Annotated in this window: 10 protein-coding genes; all 10 read left to right on the plus strand. The window is 41.9% G+C overall.

Features of this window, described 5'->3' with window-relative positions; genetic code table 11:
• Nucleotides 1-8 precede the first annotated feature (8 nt).
• On the plus strand, nucleotides 9-884 hold the full coding sequence (locus tag E5S67_RS13430; RefSeq protein WP_281363538.1) for a 3-hydroxyacyl-CoA dehydrogenase family protein: 876 nt from the start codon (nucleotides 9-11) through the stop codon (nucleotides 882-884).
• A gap of 19 nt (nucleotides 885-903) precedes the next feature.
• On the plus strand, nucleotides 904-1,155 hold the full coding sequence (locus E5S67_RS13435; RefSeq protein ID WP_172187958.1) for an acyl carrier protein: 252 nt from the start codon (nucleotides 904-906) through the stop codon (nucleotides 1,153-1,155).
• A 44-nt stretch (nucleotides 1,156-1,199) separates the two neighbouring features.
• Nucleotides 1,200-2,384 (plus strand): acyl-CoA dehydrogenase family protein, encoded by a 1,185-nt coding sequence (locus tag E5S67_RS13440; RefSeq protein ID WP_172187960.1) that lies wholly within the window; start codon nucleotides 1,200-1,202, stop codon nucleotides 2,382-2,384.
• A gap of 4 nt (nucleotides 2,385-2,388) precedes the next feature.
• A complete protein-coding gene (locus tag E5S67_RS13445) occupies nucleotides 2,389-3,459 on the plus strand; it encodes an HAD-IIIC family phosphatase (RefSeq protein ID WP_172187962.1) in 1,071 nt (356 codons plus the stop codon).
• A 53-nt stretch (nucleotides 3,460-3,512) separates the two neighbouring features.
• Nucleotides 3,513-6,887 (plus strand): non-ribosomal peptide synthetase, encoded by a 3,375-nt coding sequence (locus E5S67_RS13450; protein ID WP_172187964.1) that lies wholly within the window; start codon nucleotides 3,513-3,515, stop codon nucleotides 6,885-6,887.
• 32 nt (nucleotides 6,888-6,919) lie between these two features.
• Nucleotides 6,920-9,772 (plus strand): type I polyketide synthase, encoded by a 2,853-nt coding sequence (locus tag E5S67_RS13455; RefSeq protein ID WP_172187966.1) that lies wholly within the window; start codon nucleotides 6,920-6,922, stop codon nucleotides 9,770-9,772.
• Between the two features lie 53 nt (nucleotides 9,773-9,825).
• Nucleotides 9,826-15,096 carry a non-ribosomal peptide synthetase gene (locus E5S67_RS13460; protein WP_172187968.1) on the plus strand — a complete coding sequence of 1,757 codons (5,271 nt, stop codon included), beginning with the start codon at nucleotides 9,826-9,828 and terminating at the stop codon, nucleotides 15,094-15,096.
• Between the two features lie 61 nt (nucleotides 15,097-15,157).
• A complete protein-coding gene (gene panP / locus E5S67_RS13465) occupies nucleotides 15,158-16,828 on the plus strand; it encodes a pyridoxal-dependent aspartate 1-decarboxylase PanP (protein WP_172187970.1) in 1,671 nt (556 codons plus the stop codon).
• Between the two features lie 43 nt (nucleotides 16,829-16,871).
• On the plus strand, nucleotides 16,872-17,654 hold the full coding sequence (locus tag E5S67_RS13470; protein WP_172187972.1) for a class I SAM-dependent DNA methyltransferase: 783 nt from the start codon (nucleotides 16,872-16,874) through the stop codon (nucleotides 17,652-17,654).
• Between the two features lie 52 nt (nucleotides 17,655-17,706).
• Nucleotides 17,707-20,979 carry a type I polyketide synthase gene (locus E5S67_RS13475; protein ID WP_172187974.1) on the plus strand — a complete coding sequence of 1,091 codons (3,273 nt, stop codon included), beginning with the start codon at nucleotides 17,707-17,709 and terminating at the stop codon, nucleotides 20,977-20,979.
• Nucleotides 20,980-21,148 lie beyond the last annotated feature (169 nt).

The following is a 21,148-nucleotide window of genomic DNA, read 5'->3' on the forward strand; positions in this document are numbered from 1 at the left end:
AATGACCAATGACCAAAGGATTAAGTATGAACATTCAAACAGTCGGTGTAATCGGAGCAGGTGTTATGGGAGTTGGGGTAGCGCAAAATCTAGCCCAAACCGGACATCATGCGGTGCTTTTAGATATTTCGGATGATATTCTGGAACGAGCGAAGCAGGAAATCAAAAATAATATCCGTTTTCAAGGGTTTTTCAACAAAAATGAGAAAGCCGATAGTCCAAATGACATTTTGGATAAAATTACTTTTTCCAGTAACTATCAGTTTCTAGAAAAAGCGGAATTCGTAGTTGAAAATGTTACTGAAAAATGGGATATTAAAAAGGAGGTATACAGTAAAATAGACGCAATTTGCCCGGAAGGAACTATTTTTGCCGCCAACACATCGGCCATTTCCATTACTCGGATCGCTTCCGCTACCAAGAGGGCAGATCGAGTGATTGGAATTCATTTCATGAACCCCGTACCGATGAAGCCGATGGTGGAAATGATTCGCGGATATCATACTTCTGAGCAGACGATCGAAACCGCCACAAAATTATTAGCGAAGATGGGAAAAGAATCTATCTTAGTTAATGATTCGCCTGGTTTTGTTTCCAATCGGGTGCTAATGTTAACCGTTAATGAAGCAATTTTTCTGTTGCAAGAGGAAGTAGCTTCAGCCGAACAGGTTGATAAAATTTTTAAATCTTGTTTCGGTCACAAAATGGGACCATTAGAAACAGCAGATTTAATCGGGTTAGATACAATTCTTTTCTCGATCGAAGTATTGTACGAAAGCTTCAATGACAGTAAATATCGCCCCTGTCCTTTACTCAAAAAAATGGTAGATGCTGGATTGCACGGGCGAAAAAGCGGAAAAGGTTTCTATACCTACAATCATTAGTCATTAGAAATTACAGAACATGAAAGCAGCTAAAGACAAAATCAAAAAATTCCTTTCTCAGTTTTTCGGCAACCATGACTTGCAGGATGATGAAGACATCTTTGCTTTGGGATTCGTCAATTCCATGTTTGCCATGCAATTGGTGTTGTTTATAGAAAAAGAGTTTGAAGTGACGATCGAAAACGAAGACCTGGAATTTGCCAACTTCAGGAGTATCAACTCGATGGCGGCGTTACTAGAACGGAAAACTACCGTACTGGCGAGAGAGTAAAAAATGTGATTTAATGTTGACCTTTGGAGGAATTAAGTGATACAATGAAAATAGAATTAAGTTTTCAGCAAAAAGACAAGCACTCCACTTTTAGAGCTTTCGTAGATGAAGAAATAGTTCCTCATGCCGATCGCATCGATCGCGAAGAAAGAACGCCGCCCGAAATCATCCAAAAGTTAGCTCAAAAAGGATATTTAGGAGCCATATTACCCGAAGACTGGGGCGGCATTGGCATGGATGCGATCGCCTACGGTCTCCTAAACGAGGAAATCGGACGGGGATGTTCTTCGCTCAGGTGTTTGCTAACAGTTCATTCTATGGTCGCTCATGCTATTCTAAAATGGGGAAGTAAATTTCAAAAAGAGCATTGGCTGACTAAATTAGCATCCGGCGATGCGATCGCAGCTTTCGCATTGAGCGAACCTAACGTAGGTAGCGATGCCAAAGCCGTAGAGACGACAGCAACACTTTCTGGCGACTCTTATATCTTAAACGGGCAAAAAAAATGGATTACTTACGGACAAATTGCCGATGTTTTCTTAGTTTTTGCCAAGTGGGAAGGTAAACCCTCTGCTTTTTTAGTGGAAAAAAACAGTCCGGGACTCTCCATTAAACCAATTTTTGGAATGTTAGGTGTCAGAGGTTCGATGTTAGCAGAACTGCACCTAAATAATTGTCGAATTCCCCAAGAAAATCTCGTGTGCAGACAAGGTTTTGGTTTCTCCCACGTAGCATCTTCTGCACTTGATTTGGGACGATACAGTGTCGCGTGCGGTTGTGTAGGAATCGCTCAAGCTTGCTTAGAAGCCTGCATTGAATATACAAGTAAACGCAAGCAATTTGATGTTTATCTCAAAGAGCATCAACTAATTCGACAAATGATTACTGAGGCGCTCGCGAATATCAAAGCCGCCCGATTACTATGTTATCAAGCAGGTTATCTCAAAGATATTGGCGACCCCAACTCAATTATGGAAACCTCGATCGCCAAATATTTTGCTTCTACGATCGCAACCAAAGTAGCCAATGATGCCGTTCAAATTCACGGGGGAAATGGTTGCAGCAGCGAATACCCAGTTCAACGGTATTTACGGGATGCAAAAATCATGGAAATCATCGAAGGTAGTACCCAAATTCAAGAGATTACCATCGCTGAGTACGGTTATCAAGAATATAAATTCTCACAAAATCGCAGTTCGATAGCTCAAGAATTAGTAGCAAGGACGTGAAAAAATGATTAGTTTAAATTCTGCGCCAACAGACAACAAACAAGAAAAAACACGCTCCATCAAATGCGTCGTTTGGGATTTGGATAACACCATCTGGAACGGCATATTGTTAGAAGGCGATCGAGTTTGCTTGCGACCCGATATACTCGACATCATCAAAACTTTGGATAGTCGAGGAATCTTACAATCCATCGCTAGCAAGAATGAATATAGTAGTGCGATCGATAAACTTGAAGAACTAGGATTGCACGAGTATTTTATCTATCCTCAGATCCATTGGAATTCTAAGGTTTCTTCGATTAAAGAAATTGCTAAATTAATTAATATCGGTACGGATGCGATCGCTTTCGTTGACGACCAAATTTTTGAACTCGAAGAAGTAAAATTTTCCCTCCCTGAAGTCCTTTGTATTAATGTCGATCGCCTAGAATATCTACTAGAAATGCCAGAAATGAATCCTCGTTTTATCACAGAGGATTCCCAAAAAAGAAGGCAGATGTATATCAGCGATATCCAGCGAAATCAAGCTGAATCAGAATTCATCGGTTCGCAAGAAGAATTCTTAGCTACCCTAAATATGCACTTGATAATTTCTGCCGCTAAAGAAGAAGATTTACAGCGAGCCGAAGAACTAACAGTACGCACCAATCAACTAAACACAACAGGTTACACATATTCCTATGACGAACTGAATATGTTTAGTCGATCGGATAACCACAAATTGCTGATCGCCAGTTTAAATGATAAGTATGGAAATTATGGGAAAATCGGCTTAGCTCTCCTCGAATATTCCGAGAGCTTCTGGACTGTAAAACTCTTCCTGATGTCCTGTCGCGTCATGTCTAGAGGTGTCGGCACAGTTATGCTAAATTATCTGCTCGAACTCGCTAAAGACAATAACGTTCGATTGCGTGCAGAATTCCTTTCAAACAATCGAAATCGGATGATGTACATCGCTTATAAATTTTCTAGATTCAAAGAAATTGACAACAACGGCGCTCTGGTAATTCTCGAAAACGATCTAAAAACAATTCAACCTTACCCCAAATATATGAACATCGAAATCATCAATTAGAAAAATCAACAATCATCTGCGATCGAAAAAACTTACCAGGATTTTATAAAAAAATGGACATAAACAAACAACAAATACTAGCAAGACGCCATCAACTTTCCCCCAGCAAACAAGCACTCCTCGCCAAACGCTTGCGGGGTGAAATTAAGTCTGATTTCCCCATAAACCTTATTCCCAAACGCGATCGTACTGACCCTGCGCCGCTATCCTTTGCTCAACAAAGACTGTGGTTACTCCAACAAATCGATCGCACCAATTCTTCCTACAACGAACACGGAGCAATCCAACTCAAAGGTTCGCTCAATATACCAGCACTAGAGCGCAGTCTCAACGAAATTATAGAACGCCACGAATCCCTGCGAACTACTTTCAAAATGATGGAAGGACAACCAGTCCAAATCATTTCCCCATCTCTAACTATAAAGTTGCCAATAATCAATTTATCAGATTTATCAAGAGCAGAACAAACAAAACAAATTCAGCAACTTGCAATCGAACAAAGCCAATCCCCTTTTGACTTAGATCGAGGGCCATTATTGCGTTGGATGCTGTTACAAATCGGCGAACAAGATTACGTGCTGCTAGTTACCATGCACCACATTATTTATGATGGCTGGTCTTATGGCGTACTGATGCGCGAATTAGCAGCACTTTACGAAGCATTTTTTAATAGCAAATCATCCCCTCTTAGCGAACTACCCATCCAGTATGCAGACTTTGCTTTATGGCAGCAACAGTCCCTAAAAGGAGAGGCGCTGGAAACACAAATCGCTTATTGGAAGCAGCAGTTGGGTAAAACTCCTCCCGTGCTACAATTACCAACAGATTATCCTCGACCAGCCGTACAAACCTTCCGAGGTGCGAGAAAAACCTTCTCTCTGACGGCGGAATTAACTAAAGCACTCAAGGCGCTAAGTCAGAACGAAGATGCGACTTTTTTCATGACCTTGTTAGCCGCTTTCAAAATCTTGCTGTATCGCTACACGGGAATTGAAGATGTCGCGATCGGTTCCCCCATTGCTAACCGGAACATGAGCGAAATAGAGCAATTAATTGGCTGTTTTGTCAATACTTTAGTGTTGCGAACTGACTTATCTGGCAATCCTACTTTTCGGGAGTTGTTAAGTCGAGTACGTCAAGCGTGCGTACGAGCATACGCTCATTGCGATGTGCCATTTGAAAAGTTGGTAGAGACACTGCAACCGCAACGCTCTTTGAGTTATACGCCTTTATTTCAGGTGATGTTCGCACTTCAAAATACTCCCATGCCAGCGTTAGAGTTATCGGGGTTGACGGTAAGTAGTCTCGATAGCGATAGAGGTACTGCGAAATTCGATTTGAGTTTGTATATCGAAGAAAGAGGGGAGGAATTCATGGCAACTATAGAATACAATACCGACATATTCGAGGCAGCTACGATCGCCCGAACGAGCGAGCATTTTCAGCAGTTACTCGCAGGAATTGTCGCCAATCCCGATAGTCGTTTGAATGAATTACCAATATTAACATCATCTGAAAAACAGCAGTTGTTAGATTGGAATTGTACTCAAACTGATTACCCCAAAGATGCTTGTATTCACCAGCTATTTGAAGCGCAAGTACAAAAAACGCCAGATGCAGTTGCGATCGTATTTGAAGATCGACAGCTAACGTATCAAGAATTAAATCAACAAGCCGATCGCTTGGCGGATTATCTGAGAAAATTAGGAGTGCGATCGGAAGTTTTGGTAGGGATTTGTGTAGAGCGATCGATCGAAATGGTAGTCGGACTTTTAGGCATTCTCAAGGCTGGTGGAGCTTATGTACCGTTAGATCCCGCCTATCCTCAAGAGCGTCTGGCTTTCATATTATCCGATGCTCAAGTGTCAGTATTATTAACTCGCGAAACTTTAATTAAAGAACTACCAGCTTTGAGTGTAAACGTAACTCCAGTAGTTGTTTATTTCGATCGCGAATGGGACACGAGCTCTAATCCCAAATCCCAAATCCCAAATCCCAAATTGTCTGACCAGCTCGCCTACGTCCTCTACACTTCAGGTTCGACCGGGACACCCAAAGGCGTACTCGGTCGCCATCGCAGCGCGGTCAATCGCTTGAATTGGAATCCTTATCCTTTTGAACAAGGAGAGATTTGCTGTCAGAAAACATCATTAAATTTTATAGATTCTGTTTGGGAAATTTTTGCCCCATTGCTGCACGGACTAAAAACTGTCATCATTTCCGATGAAATAGTAAAAGACCCTTATCGGTTGGTTCAAACTTTATCTCAGCAACAGGTTACCCGCCTTGTTTTAGTGCCATCATTGTTGCGCGTCTTATTAGAAACTTTTCCAGATTTACAAAGCCGACTTCCCAAACTCAAGTATTGGGTTAGCAGTGGAGAAACTTTATCCGTGGAACTATGTCAGCGCTTCCAAGAAAGGATGGCTCAAAGTATTTTAATTAACCTTTATGGCTCCTCCGAAGTATCCGCAGATGTGACTTGGTACGACACGAGCAAAAACCAATCTCTTTCTTCAATTCCGATCGGTCGTCCCATTTCCAATATACAAGTATACGTGCTGGACGCGAACCTGCAACCCGTTCCGATCGGCGTTCCGGGTGAACTGTGTATTGGCGGCGATGGTTTAGCGCGAGGTTATCTCAATCGCCCAGAACTAACAGCAGAAAAGTTTATCCCTAATCCTTTTAGCAGTGAAGATGGCGCTTATCTTTATCGAAGTGGAGACATCGGTCGTTATCGATTTAATGGGGAAATCGAGTATTTGGGACGTAGCGATCGCCAAATCAAACTTCGCGGTTTTCGCATTGAATTAGGGGAGGTTGAAAATGTACTTTCCCAACATCCAGCAGTAAAACAAGCTGTGGTTCTTCTCAGAGAAGATAAAGTAGATAACAAGCGCTTAGTTGCTTATATTGTCTCAGATAATATTAGCCTAGAACTGCGCAGCTTTTTAGCAGAAAAGTTACCGGATTATATGGTGCCATCCGTTGTCGTACAGTTGGAGGCATTACCTTTAACACCTAACGGTAAAGTAGACTATCTCGCCCTACCAGTACCGGAAAATCGCCGGGATTTGAAACGGGATGATGCGATGCCTAAAACTGAAGCAGAGCGACTGATTGCTGAGGTTTGGCAAGAGATATTGCAATTGGAAAAAGTGGGGATTAATGATAATTTTTTTGAAATTGGCGGGCATTCTTTACTTTTGGTCAAAGTTCAAGCAAAATTGCATAAGGTTTTAGATAGAAATATTTCTGCGATCGACTTATTTAAGTATCCTACTATAAAGATGTTTGCGGAATATTTGAGTCTAAAACAGGATGGGGAGCAACCAATGTTTGAAGAAGTTAATAGCTATGTCAGGAAGCAAGAACAAGCGGCAGCCAGACAAAAAGAACTGTTTAAACAAGCTAGGAATCGGTAATAAAATTAAGATATTTTTTAGGAGAGGTCGAAATGGATAAGTGGGAAGGAGAGGGTATGTTGGAACCAATTGCTATTATTGGGATGGCGGGTCGTTTTCCTGGCGCTAAAAATGTCGATGAATTTTGGCTAAATTTGTGTGATGGAGTGGAATCGATTTCATTGTTTAGTGATGAAGAGTTGAGGGATGGGGGGGTAGAAAAGAGTTGGCTGAATGACTCGAATTATGTGAAAGCTGGGTTTGTGTTGGATGATATCGAAATGTTTGATGCTTCGTTTTTTGGTATGCTGGCAAAAGAAGCTGAAATTACAGATCCGCAACATCGTCTTTTTTTAGAGTGTGCTTGGGAAGCTTTGGAAAATGCGGGGTATGACCCGGAACAATACGAAGGTTTGGCTGGTGTTTATGCAGGTGCTAACCAGAGTACATACCTGCTGAATAATATTATTTCAAATCGCGATTTATTGCAATCAATGGGTTATTTGCCGCTGGGAATTGGCAATAATCAAGACTTTTTAGCTACTAGAATTTCTTATAAGTTGAATTTGAAAGGGCCGAGTATTAATGTTAATACGGCTTGTTCTACATCATTAGTTGCCGTTCATTCGGCTTGTCGGGGATTGTTGAGTTACGAATGCGATTTAGCTCTAGCTGGCGGTGTTTCAATTCAAGTTCCCCAAAAACAAGGTTATTTTTATCAAGAAAGTGGGATATTTTCTACCGACGCTCGCACTCGCGCTTTTGATGCAAAAGCAGGAGGAACTACTTTTGGCAATGGGGTGGGTATTGTTGTACTTAAAAGATTAGAAGATGCTTTGGCGGATGGCGATCGCATTTATGCGTTAATTAAAGGTTCAGCTATTAATAATGATGGTTCTGCGAAAGTTAGTTATACAGCGCCCAGTGTTTCGGGTCAAGCTAAGGTAATTGCTCAGGCGCAAGCGATCGCTCGTTTCGCTCCTGAAACTATCACTTATATAGAAACTCACGGAACTGGTACTTCTTTGGGAGATCCGATCGAAATTAGAGCGCTGCAAGAAGTGTTTGAATCGCAAACTAAGAAGAAAGGTTTCTGCGCGATCGGCTCTGTAAAAACTAATGTCAGTCATTTGAATACAGCCGCCGGAATAACGGGATTAATCAAAACAGTTTTGGCGCTTAAACATCAGAAAATACCAGCCAGTTTGCACTTTGAAAAACCAAATCCCGAAATTGATTTTGCCAAGAGTCCGTTTTATGTCAATACCACCCTCCGTGAATGGAAAACAGACGGAATGCCTCGTCGTGCGGGAGTCAGTTCTTTCGGAATTGGCGGTACTAATGCTCATGTCGTTTTGGAAGAAGCTCCAAATCAAGAGCGTGGGAGAAAGGTAGCAGGGGAGAAAGGGAGAAAGTATCAATTGTTGATACTTTCTGCTAAAACAAGTTCGGCTTTGGAAACAGCAACGGCAAATTTAGCGGCGCATTTAAAACAGCATCCCGACCTCAATTTAGCTGATGTGGCTTACACCCTGCAAGTTGGTCGTAAAGTGTTCGATTATCGCCGAATGTTGGTATGTCAAAATATTGACGATGCTGTACAAGCGCTGACTCTAGAAAGTGAGCAAAAAGAAAATAAAAAAATATTAATTCCCGATATTTCCCACTCCCACCACGAGGAGTCTGGTAATCGTCCTGTCGTGTTTATGTTTTCCGGTCAAGGGGTGCAGTACGCGAACATGGCGCGGGAACTTTACCAGACTGAATCTACTTTTACTCGTGCTATTGATGATTGTTGCGAACTCCTAATACCGCACTTGGGAATAGACTTGCGTACCGTTTTGTATCCAAGTGAATTAGGGGAAGAAGAAGCCGCACAACAACTGAAACAAACTTATATTACTCAGCCAGTGTTATTTATAATTGAGTACGCTTTAGCTCAGTTGTGGATGTCGTGGGGCGTGCTTCCTGAAGCTGCGATCGGTCACAGTATTGGAGAGTACGTTGCAGCAACTCTTGCTGGTGTGTTTTCCCTGGAAGATGCGTTGATATTAGTTGCTACTCGCGGGAGATTGATGCAGCAACTTCCTGCTGGTGCAATGCTGGCTGTACCTCTATCGGAAAAGGAAATTGAACTAAGTGAAGAACTTTCTCTGGCTGTAATTAATGCACCATCTTTGTGTGTAGTTTCGGGTTCTATAAAAGCTGTTGACGAGCTGCAAAATCGTTTTATTGAGCTCGGTTTAGATTGTCGTCGTTTGCATACTTCTCATGCTTTTCATTCTGATATGATGGAACCCATTATTGAGCATTTCATCGCCGAAGTTATAAAAGTAAAACTAAAGGCTCCTCAAATACCTTTCATATCCAATGTAACTGGCACTTGGATTACTGAAATCGAAGCAACTGATCCGAATTATTGGGGGAAACATCTACGCCAAACGGTGCGTTTTGCTGACGGGATTGCTGAGTTGCTAAAAGAACCAAAGCGAATCCTGTTGGAAGTTGGCCCTGGACGCACTTTGAGTACCTTTGCTAGAGATTGTTTGGAAGAAAATACTCAAACAATTGTACTTTCTTCGCTGCGTCATCCGAAAGATCGACAGTCAGATATAGCATTCTTGCTGAACGCATTGGGAAGACTTTGGTTAGCTGGCGTGTCGGTCAATTGGTCGGAATTTTATCGCCACGAGCGACGCGATCGCATTCCTTTACCCACTTATCCTTTTGAGCGAAAAAGATATTGGATTGAACCTTCTAATCCAGCAGTTCATGACCATAAATTCACAGAAGTAGATCGTACAATCGAGGAGGAAAATGTAGGCGATCGCGAGATTGAAGAAATAATGGCTCAACAAGTTGAGATCATGTCTCAACAACTGGAGATACTGAGAATGTATGGCTAGCATTCATGCTTCATGGTTCATCTGACTAATGACTAATAATTAAGGAAATTCCAATGTCTGACTCCCAACTCAACCAAAAACTAAATTTATCAATACATCCCTCGCAAACTGACAAAATCCTGTCAGTATTAAAAGAAATTGTCGGTAAAGCAATGGGAGTAAGCTCCTCTGAAATTGACGAGCGGACTAATTTTCTCGAACTCGGTTTTGAGTCCGTGCAATTACTCCAAATAAATGGCGCAATTAAAAAAGCATTTGGTGTCAATATTTCTTTAAAATTATTAATTGAAAATAGCTCTACGATTAACGAATTAGCCGTCTACATATCTCAGCAAATCCCGTCGATCGAGCCAACATTAACGCCCGATCGGCCCGAAACAAATAACTCAAAACCAAAGAAAAAAGAATCGCTATTGCCAGAAAAGCATCTCGATCGACAAACCGATAATACAGCTATCAAACGTTTGATGGCGCAGCAACTTGAGGTAATGTCCAAACAACTGGAATTTCTGCGCGAAAACATTTCACCAAAGCAGAAACAACCTACACGCATACCTACCGAAACTATCGCACAGGAACGCCAGAGAGAAATTCCAATCCAAAATCCAAAATCCAAAAACCAAAAATCCCCCAGTTCCGCCAATTTAACTCCTCGCCAACAAGAACATTTAGACGCATTAATCGCACGGGTAATCGAACGCACTCAAGCATCGAAAAACTTGACGCAAAACGATCGCGTTCATCATGCTAATTCCAGATCGATATTGGGGTTTCGTCCTTCTATCAAAGAAATGGTATATCCCATCTATCCCCAAAGAAGTTCGGGTGCGAGAATTTGGGATATTGATGGGAATGAATATATAGATATGTCAATGGGATTTGGCGCACTTTTATTCGGTCATTCTCCATCTTTTATTATTAATGCAATTCAAGATTATGTTCACCAAGGAATACAACATGGCCCACAATCAGCAATGGCCGGTAAAGCTGCTCAGTTAGTTTGCGAATTAACAGGTCAAGAAAGAGCTTGTTTTTGTAATGACGGCAGCGAAGCGGTAATGGGAGCAATTCGCATCGCTCGCGCCATTACAGGGCGCGAAAAGATTGCTTTTTTTGGAGGTTCCTATCACGGAACTTTGGATGAAGTTTTGGTCGCCGGAGTACCGAGTGAAGAGGGAAATTCGCGTTCTATCGCGATCGCTCCTGGTATTCCGCAACATAAAGTCGAACAAGTAATAGTTCTAGATTACGGAAATCCCAAATCGCTAGATATTATCAGAGATCACGCCAGTGAATTAGCTGCTGTTTTGGTAGAGCCAATCCAAAGCGCCAAACCGGATTTGCAACCTAAAGAATTTTTGCATGAATTGAGACAATTAACTCAAGAAACGGGAATTGTTTTAATTTTTGATGAAGTGATTACCGGATTTCGGATGCACCCAGGCGGGATGCAAGCGTTGTGGAATATTCGAGCCGATATCACAACCTATGGTAAAGCAATTGGTGGTGGGATGCCGATCGGAGTAATTGCTGGTAAGGCTGCTTTTATGGACGCATTAGATGGTGGATTTTGGAGTTATGGAGATGCGTCTTATCCTGAAGTCGAAGTTACTCACTTTGCAGGTACTTTTTTCAAGCATCCTCTTGTGATGGCTACTACTTTGGGTGCACTCACCCACCTTAAAAATAGCGGCCAGAAACTGCAAGAAGAGTTAACGGTTAAAACTACAAAATTAGCCAATACGCTCAATACTTACTTCGAGCAAAAACAGTTACCGATTCAGGTAGTTTATTTTGGCTCTCTATTCCGTTTTGCTTATTCTCCCACCCTCAATTGGATGGATTTATTTTTCTATCACCTGCTAGAAAAGGGAATCTTTGCTTTAGAAAACAGGAGACTTTTCTTATCTACCGCTCATACTGATGCAGATATCGATCGGATGATTCAAGCAGTCAAGGAAAGTATAAGCGAAATGCAAGAGGGTGGATTTTTACCAGGGGAATCGGGAGTGGGGACTGGGAAAAAATCTTTCCGATCGCCGATCGCCAATCGCCAGTATTCAATCCCCTTAACAGAAGCGCAAAAAGAACTTTGGGTAATGGCAAAAATGGGAGAAACTGTCTCCCGTGCTTATAACCAATCAACGACAATTCATCTGCGCGGTTCGTTCAATTTGGCAGCAGCGCGTAAAGCAATTCAAGAAGTAGTCGATCGCCACGAAGCATTGCGAGCAACCTTTAATCCGTCAGGAGATTATCAACAAATTAATTCGACTCTGACTGTCAACATTCCGGTAGTGGATTTCTCGACTTTAGATAACAGCGATCGCGGAACACATTTAGAGGAATTTTTAGCAACAGAAGCACGACAAACTTTCAATCTTGAAACTGGGCCTTTAGTCCGCACCCAAATCGTCACATTAGAAGAACAACATCATCTTTTAGTTTTTACAGTTCATCATATTATTGCTGATGGTTGGTCGTTGGGAGTTTTGCAACAAGAACTAACTGCAATTTATACAGCAGAATGTCAAGCGATCGAGCATCAACTCCCACAACCAATGCAGTTAAGCGAATACGTTGAATGGGAAGCAAGCCAGCAGGAAAGTCCAGAAATGGCAAAAGCTGAAGCTTATTGGTTGCAGCAATTTTCCAGTTCAGTTCCCGTATTAGAATTGCCAACCGATCGCCCTCGACCATCAGTTAATCGCTACGTCGGTACTCGACAAACTTTCACGCTGGATAAAAATTTTTATGGCGCTTTGAAACACGAAAGTATCAAGTTTAAAAGCACCTTATTTACAACAGTTTTGGCTGGATTTTTGGCGTTACTTCACCGATTGACAGGTCAAGACGATATCGTTATTGGTATCCCTTCAGCCGGACAATTATCTGTTGAAGGTGAATATCTTGTCGGTCACTACGTAAATTTATTGCCAATCCGCAGTCAAGTTGTGGAAAACCAGACATTCACGGAATATTTAAGTTCATTAAAAGAGGTGTTATCCGATGCTTATGATCATCAAATTTATCCGTTTATTAGGTTGGTTAAAAAACTAAATCTCTCAAGAGATACAAGTCGTCCACCTTTAGTGACAATACTGTTTAATTTAGACAGACCTCTGGCTACCTCAGAGTCTTTTAGCCGAAAATTCGAGTTTGTCAGAAATCCTACCAATTCTTCCATCTCGGATATTTTTCTGGATATTCACCAACAAAATGACGAACTTGTAGTCGATTGTGAATACAACACCGACTTATTTGACTCGCAAACTATTGAACGGTGGATGAAACATTGGCAAACTTTGTTAGAAAGCATTGTTGCTAATCCAGAACAGCGAGTTTGGGATTTACCTTTACTGAAGTCAGACGAACTAAAACAGTTGTTGGTGGAATGGAATAATACGCAAACTGACTATCCTCAGCACCAGTGCATTCACGAACTTTTTGAAGCGCAAGTGGAACGCACGCCTGATGCTGTGGCGGTAATGTTTGGAAACCAAAGTTTGACCTATGGTGAATTGAATGCTAAGGCTAATCAACTAGCACATCACCTGCAAAAATTGGGGGTAAATTCAGAAGTAATGGTGGGGATTTGTTTAGATAGATCCCTCGATCAAATTGTCGGAATTCTGGGTATTCTCAAAGCAGGTGGCGCCTACCTACCTCTCGAGCCGAATTATCCCCAAGAACGACTGGCTTTCATGTTGTCGGATACTCACTTGTCGGCGGTGATTACTCATTCGTCATTAGTTAAAAACTTTGCCAAAATGACTGTCATCTGCTTGAATACTGACTGGGAAATTATCCAGCAAGAAAGCCGAGAAAATCCTGTCAGTCGTTCTACAATTGATAATGTGGCTTATGTCATTTATACCTCTGGTTCGACGGGGAAACCTAAAGGAGTTTTAGGTTTGCATAGAGGCGCTGTCAATCGTTTTCATTGGATGTGGCAAACTTATCCTTTTAAAGGAGAAGATGTTTGCTGTCAGAAAACATCGTTAAACTTTGTAGATTCTGTTTGGGAGATTTTCGGGCCGTTACTGCAAGGAATACCAACGATTATTGTAAGCGATCGCATTCTCAAAGACCCTCACCAGTTCGTAGAAACTCTCGCTAACAATAAAGTGACGCGACTTGTCTTGGTTCCTTCTTTACTGCGGTTACTTTTAGATACGTTTGCTGACTTGCAAAAACGGCTACCAAAATTGAATTTTTGGGTAACAAGTGGAGAGGCACTTTCGGTAGAATTATTGCAAAAGTTTCGGCAGATTTTACCTGAGAGTACGCTGTTAAATCTTTACGGTTCCTCGGAAGTTTCTGCTGATGTCACTTGCTACAGTAGCAGTCCGCAAGATCGACCTAATTCGCACGTTTCTATCGGCCGTGCGATCGCGAACACCGAAATCTACGTCCTCGACCGAAACTTACAACCTGTTCCCATTGGCGTACCTGGTGAACTGTATGTCGGTGGCGCAGGATTGGCGCGAGGTTATCTCAATCGTCCCGAATTAACATCGGAGAGATTCATTCCTAATCCATTAGCCATCGTCGATCGCGATCGCTCGACAAAACTATACAAAACTGGCGATCTGGTTCGCTATTTACCAGATGGCAATTTGGAATTTCTCGGACGCATCGATAACCAAGTCAAAATTCGCGGTTTCCGGATAGAATTAGGAGAAATTGAAGCGGTACTAGCTCAACATCCATCTGTGCGACAGGTAATCGTTTTGGCTAGGGAAAATGAAACCGATAATCAGCAATTGGTGGCTTATATCATATCCGATCCAGAACAGCCGATCGCAGTCAGCGAACTTCATCGTCTGCTGCAAGAAAAGCTGCCTAACTATATGATACCATCTGCTTTTGTGATGTTAGAAAATCTGCCATTACTACCCAATGGTAAAGTAGACCGTCGAGCGCTACCAGCACCAGAACAAGCACGTCCTAAATTGGAAGCAGCCTATCAATCACCCCGAACGGAAATAGAACAAAGCATTGCTGCTATTTGGCAAGAATTCCTTCATTTGGAGGAAGTAGGTATTCACGATAACTTCTTCGATTTGGGCGGTGATTCATTGCTCTTAGTTCGCGTTCACAGCCAAATGCAAAAAATATTTCAGCGAGAGTTTTCTTTAGTTGGGATGTTTCAATATCCAACCATCGGCTACTTAGCTGAATATTTAATTCAGGAGGAAAACAAACAGCGATCGCATGCAAATAATTCTCAACCATCTATAACCCCAACAGATTCCATCAACCGCCGCCGACAAGTCAGACAAGAACATCGAGCAGCAAGACAAAGCAGAGAGCAGTCTTAGAAGCTAATTTTAGATGTCGAATTTCCAATATCTTTCAACCCAAATAAAGTAGGAAAAAGTGATGTTAAACCAACAAAAAAGGCTGAAAATCCAAACCTCCTTTGACACCGAAAACACGAGCCAATACAGTATCAAACAAAAAACGCTAGAACTATTTGGTCCATCCACGCTTACTGCCTCTCTAGAAGAAATGAGCGAGATGCAAATTAACGCTGTAACTCGCGATTTCTTAGCCGACATCAAAACCAACAGCGATATTGATTTGCAAGCGTTAACACAAAACTTTTGCGATCCTCAAATTCCCATTGAGCCAGCTAATTTTGAAAGCTACCTGGAATATTTATCCAGCAACGTAATTAGCCATTCAATTCACACATCATCGCCGCGATTTATCGGTCACATGACTGCCGCACTTCCCTATTTCGTGCAGCCTCTAGCTAAACTGATGACGGCGATGAATCAAAACGCCGTAAAAATAGAAACTGCTAAAGCTTTTAGTCCTTATGAACGTCAAGCTTTGGCGATGATTCATCAACTGATTTACAACTTTGGCGATCGCTTTTACGCCCAGCATATTCAAAACAGCGAGAGTACATTAGGAATTTTGCTTTCTGGAGGTACTACAGCGAATATCACCGCACTTTGGTGCGCCAGAAATACTTCTTTAGGGCCAAAAGATGACTTTCCCGGTATAGAAAAGGAAGGTTTAACAGCCGCCTTAGATTATTATGGCTACAAAGGTGCGGTAGTAATCGGTTCGGATTTAATGCACTACTCGTTTGAAAAAGCCACCGACTTGTTAGGTATCGGTACGCGAGGTTTGATTAAAATTAAGAGCGATCGCAACAATCGGATTGACATCGAAGCGCTTCGTCAAGCCGTCGCAGATTGTCGCAACCAAAACAAGCATATTATCGCGATCGTGGGCATTGCCGGCACTACAGACTCAGGTGGAGTCGATTCTCTTTCCGATATGGCGGAGATTGCGCGAGAAGCGAAAGTTCACTTCCACGTAGATGCCGCTTGGGGTGGGCCAGTGATTTTTTCCCAACAGCATCGGCATAAACTTGTTGGGATCGAACGGGCTGATTCGGTGACGATTGATGGACATAAACAAATGTACTTGCCAATGGGTATTGGGATGGTCTTTTTGCGCGATCCGATCGTGGCACAAGCGATCGAAAAAAATGCCAGTTATACCATGCGTAAAGGTTCATTCGATTTAGGTAAACGCGCTTTGGAAGGTTCTCGACCGGCAATGGCATTATTTCTTCATGCTGGGCTAAACTTAATTGGGGTAAAAGGATATGAATTTTTGATTGATGAAGGAATTCGCAAGACTCAATATATGGCAGATCGCATCCGCAGTCTAGCTGAATTTGAGTTGTTAGCAGCACCGGATATTAACCTGTTAATTTACCGTTATATACCGGAGTCATTGCGAGAGAGTGCGGCTAAAAATCAGTTAACTGAAAGTGAAAATCAGCTAATCAATCGATTTAACGAACGACTTCAAAAAGCCCAGCGCCAAGCAGGTCGTACTTTTATTTCGCGGACAACTAAAACTACCATCTGTTCGGGAAAAGAAATTCCGATGATCGCATTGAGGGCGGTGATTGCTAATCCACTTACCACTGAAGATGATATCGATGCTGTTTTAAACGACCAGATCGAGATTGCTTTAGAGATTTCGATGTCTAATTCTCTAGAAACTACAGAAAATGTAGCCTAGAAATTGTTTGAAAATTCATTCCAAATAGAACACCAATCAACTTATGCAATCAGCAAATTCACCTTTGGCAGAAAATTCTCGCTCTCTTTATAATAATTGGGCTTTTGCTTACCCAGTAAGCAAAGAGGGGATAGAACTTTGGCTAGATTTTATGCAGGAACATATCCTCAAGCATCTTCCAAAGGAAGCGCACATTTTAGACATTGGCTGTGGAAAGGGAGAAATAGTAAAAAGTCTGATTGAAAAAGGTTATCAAGTAACCGGATTAGATATCTCCGAGGAAATGTTACGTTATGCTAGCGAGAATGTACCTAATGGTAAATTTATCCGAGATGACATCCGCTTCTGTAAATTGCCTCCTAACTTTGATGCAGTTCTTTCATCAAATAATGTCTTCAGCTATATATTGAGTTTGGAGGATTTGACAAAGGCTTTCCAAAACGTTTATTCGGCACTTGGAAAAAACGGTTGGTTCGGGTTCGATTTGAGTGAGGGAGAACAAGCTTCAGATTCTAGCAATTTAATTGAAGCTAATGAAGATAAATTTTTTGGTGACATAGCAGATGATTATGTTTGGCTTCAGCATTCCAGTCATTCTCCAGATGGTAAATCATGCCAAGTCAAGCACGTAACATTCCAATTACTGAATGGAAGCTGGCAACGTTCAGAGGTCAATTTTGCACAACAAGGCTATTCCCGATCTGAAGTTCAATCTGCTCTAGAAAAGGTAGGGTTTGAGAAAGTTACAATCTACGATCTAACCAAAGACTTTCCAATAAATGTAGTCGAAGACTCAAGGATAATATACGTTTTTCGCAAGCCCTAGTTTCAGAACGTCTTTTTCAATTTACCTGGGATAATGAGGAGCAGTAATATCAATGAATAAATTAAATGAAATCAATCGTTTTGATGGCAAAGATGAAATCGCAATTGTCGGCATGGCAGGTCGTTTTCCTGGTGCAAAAGATGTCGAGATTTTTTGGCAAAACCTGCGTGACGGCGTGGAATCAATTTCTTTTTTCACAGATGAAGAACTCATATCTACAGGTACAAACCCAGCCGTATTTAATGATTCTAAATATGTCAAAGCAGGAACCGTACTGGAAGATATAGAACTATTTGACGCGGCATTTTTCGGCTTTACACCTAGAGAAGCTGAAATAGCAGATCCCCAACAACGTCTGTTCCTAGAATGTGCTTGGGAAGCACTAGAAAATTCTGGCTACAATTCAGACACTTACCCCGGTCAAATCGGTTTGTTTGCGGGTGTAACTCTGAGTAGTTACTTATTTTCCAATCTATATCCCCATCGAGATTTAATAGGCTCGGTGGATTTATTCCAAGTATTGATAGGAAATGATAAAGATCACATAGCCACGCAAACTTCTTACAAATTAAACCTTAAAGGGCCGAGCATTAATATTCAAACCACCTGTTCCACCTCATTAGTTGCTGTTCATTTAGCTTGCCAAAGTTTGCTGAATGGCGAAAGCGATATCGCGTTGGCTGGTGGTGTTTCAATTCAAGTCCCACAAAAAACAGGTTATCGCTATCAAGAAGGAGGAATTAATTCTCCTGATGGACATTGCCGAGCCTTCGATGCAAATGCTGGAGGAACTATTTTTGGTAGCGGTTTGGGTATTGTAGTATTGAAACAATTAGAAGCTGCTGTAGCCGACGGGGATTGTATTCACGCGGTCATTAAAGGTTCCGCCATTAATAATGACGGTTCTTTAAAAGTTGGTTACACAGCCCCCAGTGTAGAAGGTCAAAGGGAGGTGATTTTAGAAGCACTTGCTTTAGCTGGAGTGGATCCCGAAACTATTAGTTATATTGAGGCGCATGGAACGGGAACAGCCTTGGGAGATCCGATCGAAATTGCAGCTCTCACCCAAGCTTTTCATACCAACACTGATCGGAATAGTTTTTGTGCGATCGGTTCGGTTAAAACTAATGTCGGGCATTTGAATACCGCTGCTGGTATAACAGGTTTAATCAAAAGTATCCAAGCACTTAAACACAAACAAATACCTGCCAGTTTGCATTTCCAAGAACCCAATCCTCAGATAGATTTTGCCAACAGTCCCTTTTACGTTAATACTACGTTGTCGGAATGGAAAACTAACGGCAATCCGCGTCGTGCTGGAGTCAGTTCTTTCGGAATTGGTGGAACAAATGCTCATATAATTTTAGAAGAAACTCCTGCCCTTGAAGCTTCTAGTTCCTCACGTCCTTGGCAGTTATTGCTACTATCAGCAAAAACCAATACAGCATTAGAGACTGCAACTGCGAATTTAGCCAAACATTTACAACACCATCCCGACTTAAATATTGCTGATGTTGCCTACACATTGCAAGTCGGTCGTCGGACTTTTGAACATCGCCGAATGGTAGTTTGTCACGATATTGAAGATGCCCTGAATGCGCTAACTAATGTAGATACGCAACGAGTTTTCACGCACTACCAAAAGCCCTCTCACCGTCCGATCGTATTCATGTTTTCTGGACAAGGCGCACAATATGTAAATATGGGGCGAGAACTTTACGAAGTTGAGCCGACATTTAAAGAACAAATAGATATCTGTTCGGAAATTCTCAAACCTCATTTAGGTATCGATCTGCGTTCAATTCTATATCCCAGCGAAGCACAAATCGCAGAAGCTTCTCAGCAATTACAACAAACTGCAATTACCCAACCCGCTATGTTTGTTGTTGAATACGCGATCGCCAAGTTGTGGATACAATGGGGAGTGAATCCCGTAGCGCTAATTGGACACAGTATTGGTGAATATGTAGCTGCTACTTTAGCAGGTGTTTTCTCCCTAGAAGATGCCTTATTTCTAGTAGCAATTAGAGGTCAATTGATGCAGCAATTGCCATCGGGAAGTATGCTCGCCGTGCCACTTCCAGAACAAGAAGTTAAGCCATTTTTGGGCAAAGAACTTTCTTTAGCAGCAATTAACGCGCCATCCTCGTGCGTCGTTTCAGGCTCGACAGAAGCGATCGAAATATTGCAAAAACAGTTAAATTCCCAAGCTATAGACTGTCGCCGCCTACATACATCTCATGCCTTTCATTCTGAGATGATGCAACCGATTGTGGAACAGTTTGCACTTGCTATTAAAAAAGTGAAGCTGAATCAGCCCCAAATTCCCTTTATTTCCAACTTGACTGGGACCTGGATTAAAGAAAATGAAGCCACAAATCCCAGCTATTGGAGCAAACATCTGCGCCAAACAGTAAGATTTTCTGCCGGAATTTCCGAGTTGTTGAAACAGCCGGAAGCAATATTTTTGGAAGTTGGCCCGGGACGGACATTAAACTCGTTAACTAAGCGGCATTTAGAACCTGATGCCAAACATCTGGTGCTAACTTCCTTACGCCATCCTCAAGAACAACAATCCGATATTGCCCTATTATTAAACGCATTAGGTCGGCTTTGGATGGCAGGTGTAAAGATAGATTGGTCGGGTTTTTCTACCCAGGAATCGCGTCATCGTCTCCCCCTACCGACCTATCCTTTCGAGCGCCAACGTTACTGGATAGATGCCAAATCGCCATCCTTATCTGGGAGTAACAACTCAACAACATCCGACAAAAAAAATCGATGGTTAGTGTTTGTTGATGAATCTGGTGCAGGTTCCCAATTACTTAATAAATTGGAAGAAAAAGGTCAAAATGTAATTACGTTAAAGTTAGGAGAACAATTTGCTAAACTCAGCGAAGGAATTTATACCATTAATCCCCAAAAGCAAGACGATATTGATGCTTTACTTGCAGAACTAATACCCGATACAAAACCATCTCAACAAACAGACTCCTCCCCACGCTATTTAAGACCCAGCCTTGGTAATTCGTATGTTCCTCCTACTAACGACTTAGAACAACAAATTGCCGAAATGTGGCAAGAAGTTCTCGGTATTAAACAAGTCGGTATTCACGATAATTTCTTCGAGTTAGGAGGAGATTCACTCATCGCCACCCAATTAGTTTCGCGATTGCGATCGAACTTCCCAGTCGAACTACCACTGCGCGACCTTTTACTTCAAGCATCCACTGTCGCCAAACAAGCAGAAACGATCGACCAACTTCTTCTAGAAAAAATTGCCGAATTATCTGACGAAGAAGTTGAAGCTCTTCTGGCTAATTGATAAAAGTCTATACAGCCCTTCTCAGGTATATAAGGTATGACTGGTAAATTGGTAATTGGAGTTGTGAAGCGCTTACCTCATTTACTACATGAGCACGATAAGAGGGCTAAAGCCCAACTACGTACTTTTCTAAACATCTGCGTTCATCTATTCTTCATCTACGCTTAAA

It is taken from the genome of Microcoleus asticus IPMA8 (assembly GCF_013179805.1).
Lineage (GTDB): Bacteria > Cyanobacteriota > Cyanobacteriia > Cyanobacteriales > Microcoleaceae > Microcoleus > Microcoleus asticus.

Bases quoted from the DNA above. Each gene is read 5' to 3' on its own strand.
- E5S67_RS13475 (WP_172187974.1), top strand. From the start codon at position 17,707: ATGAATAAATTAAATGAAATCAATCGTTTTGATGGCAAAGATGAAATC.
- E5S67_RS13460 (WP_172187968.1), top strand. From the start codon at position 9,826: ATGTCTGACTCCCAACTCAACCAAAAACTAAATTTATCAATACATCCC.
- E5S67_RS13450 (WP_172187964.1), top strand. From the start codon at position 3,513: ATGGACATAAACAAACAACAAATACTAGCAAGACGCCATCAACTTTCC.
- E5S67_RS13430 (WP_281363538.1), top strand. From the start codon at position 9: ATGACCAAAGGATTAAGTATGAACATTCAAACAGTCGGTGTAATCGGA.
- panP (WP_172187970.1), top strand. From the start codon at position 15,158: ATGTTAAACCAACAAAAAAGGCTGAAAATCCAAACCTCCTTTGACACC.
- E5S67_RS13445 (WP_172187962.1), top strand. From the start codon at position 2,389: ATGATTAGTTTAAATTCTGCGCCAACAGACAACAAACAAGAAAAAACA.
- E5S67_RS13435 (WP_172187958.1), top strand. From the start codon at position 904: ATGAAAGCAGCTAAAGACAAAATCAAAAAATTCCTTTCTCAGTTTTTC.
- E5S67_RS13470 (WP_172187972.1), top strand. From the start codon at position 16,872: ATGCAATCAGCAAATTCACCTTTGGCAGAAAATTCTCGCTCTCTTTAT.
- E5S67_RS13455 (WP_172187966.1), top strand. From the start codon at position 6,920: ATGGATAAGTGGGAAGGAGAGGGTATGTTGGAACCAATTGCTATTATT.
- E5S67_RS13440 (WP_172187960.1), top strand. From the start codon at position 1,200: ATGAAAATAGAATTAAGTTTTCAGCAAAAAGACAAGCACTCCACTTTT.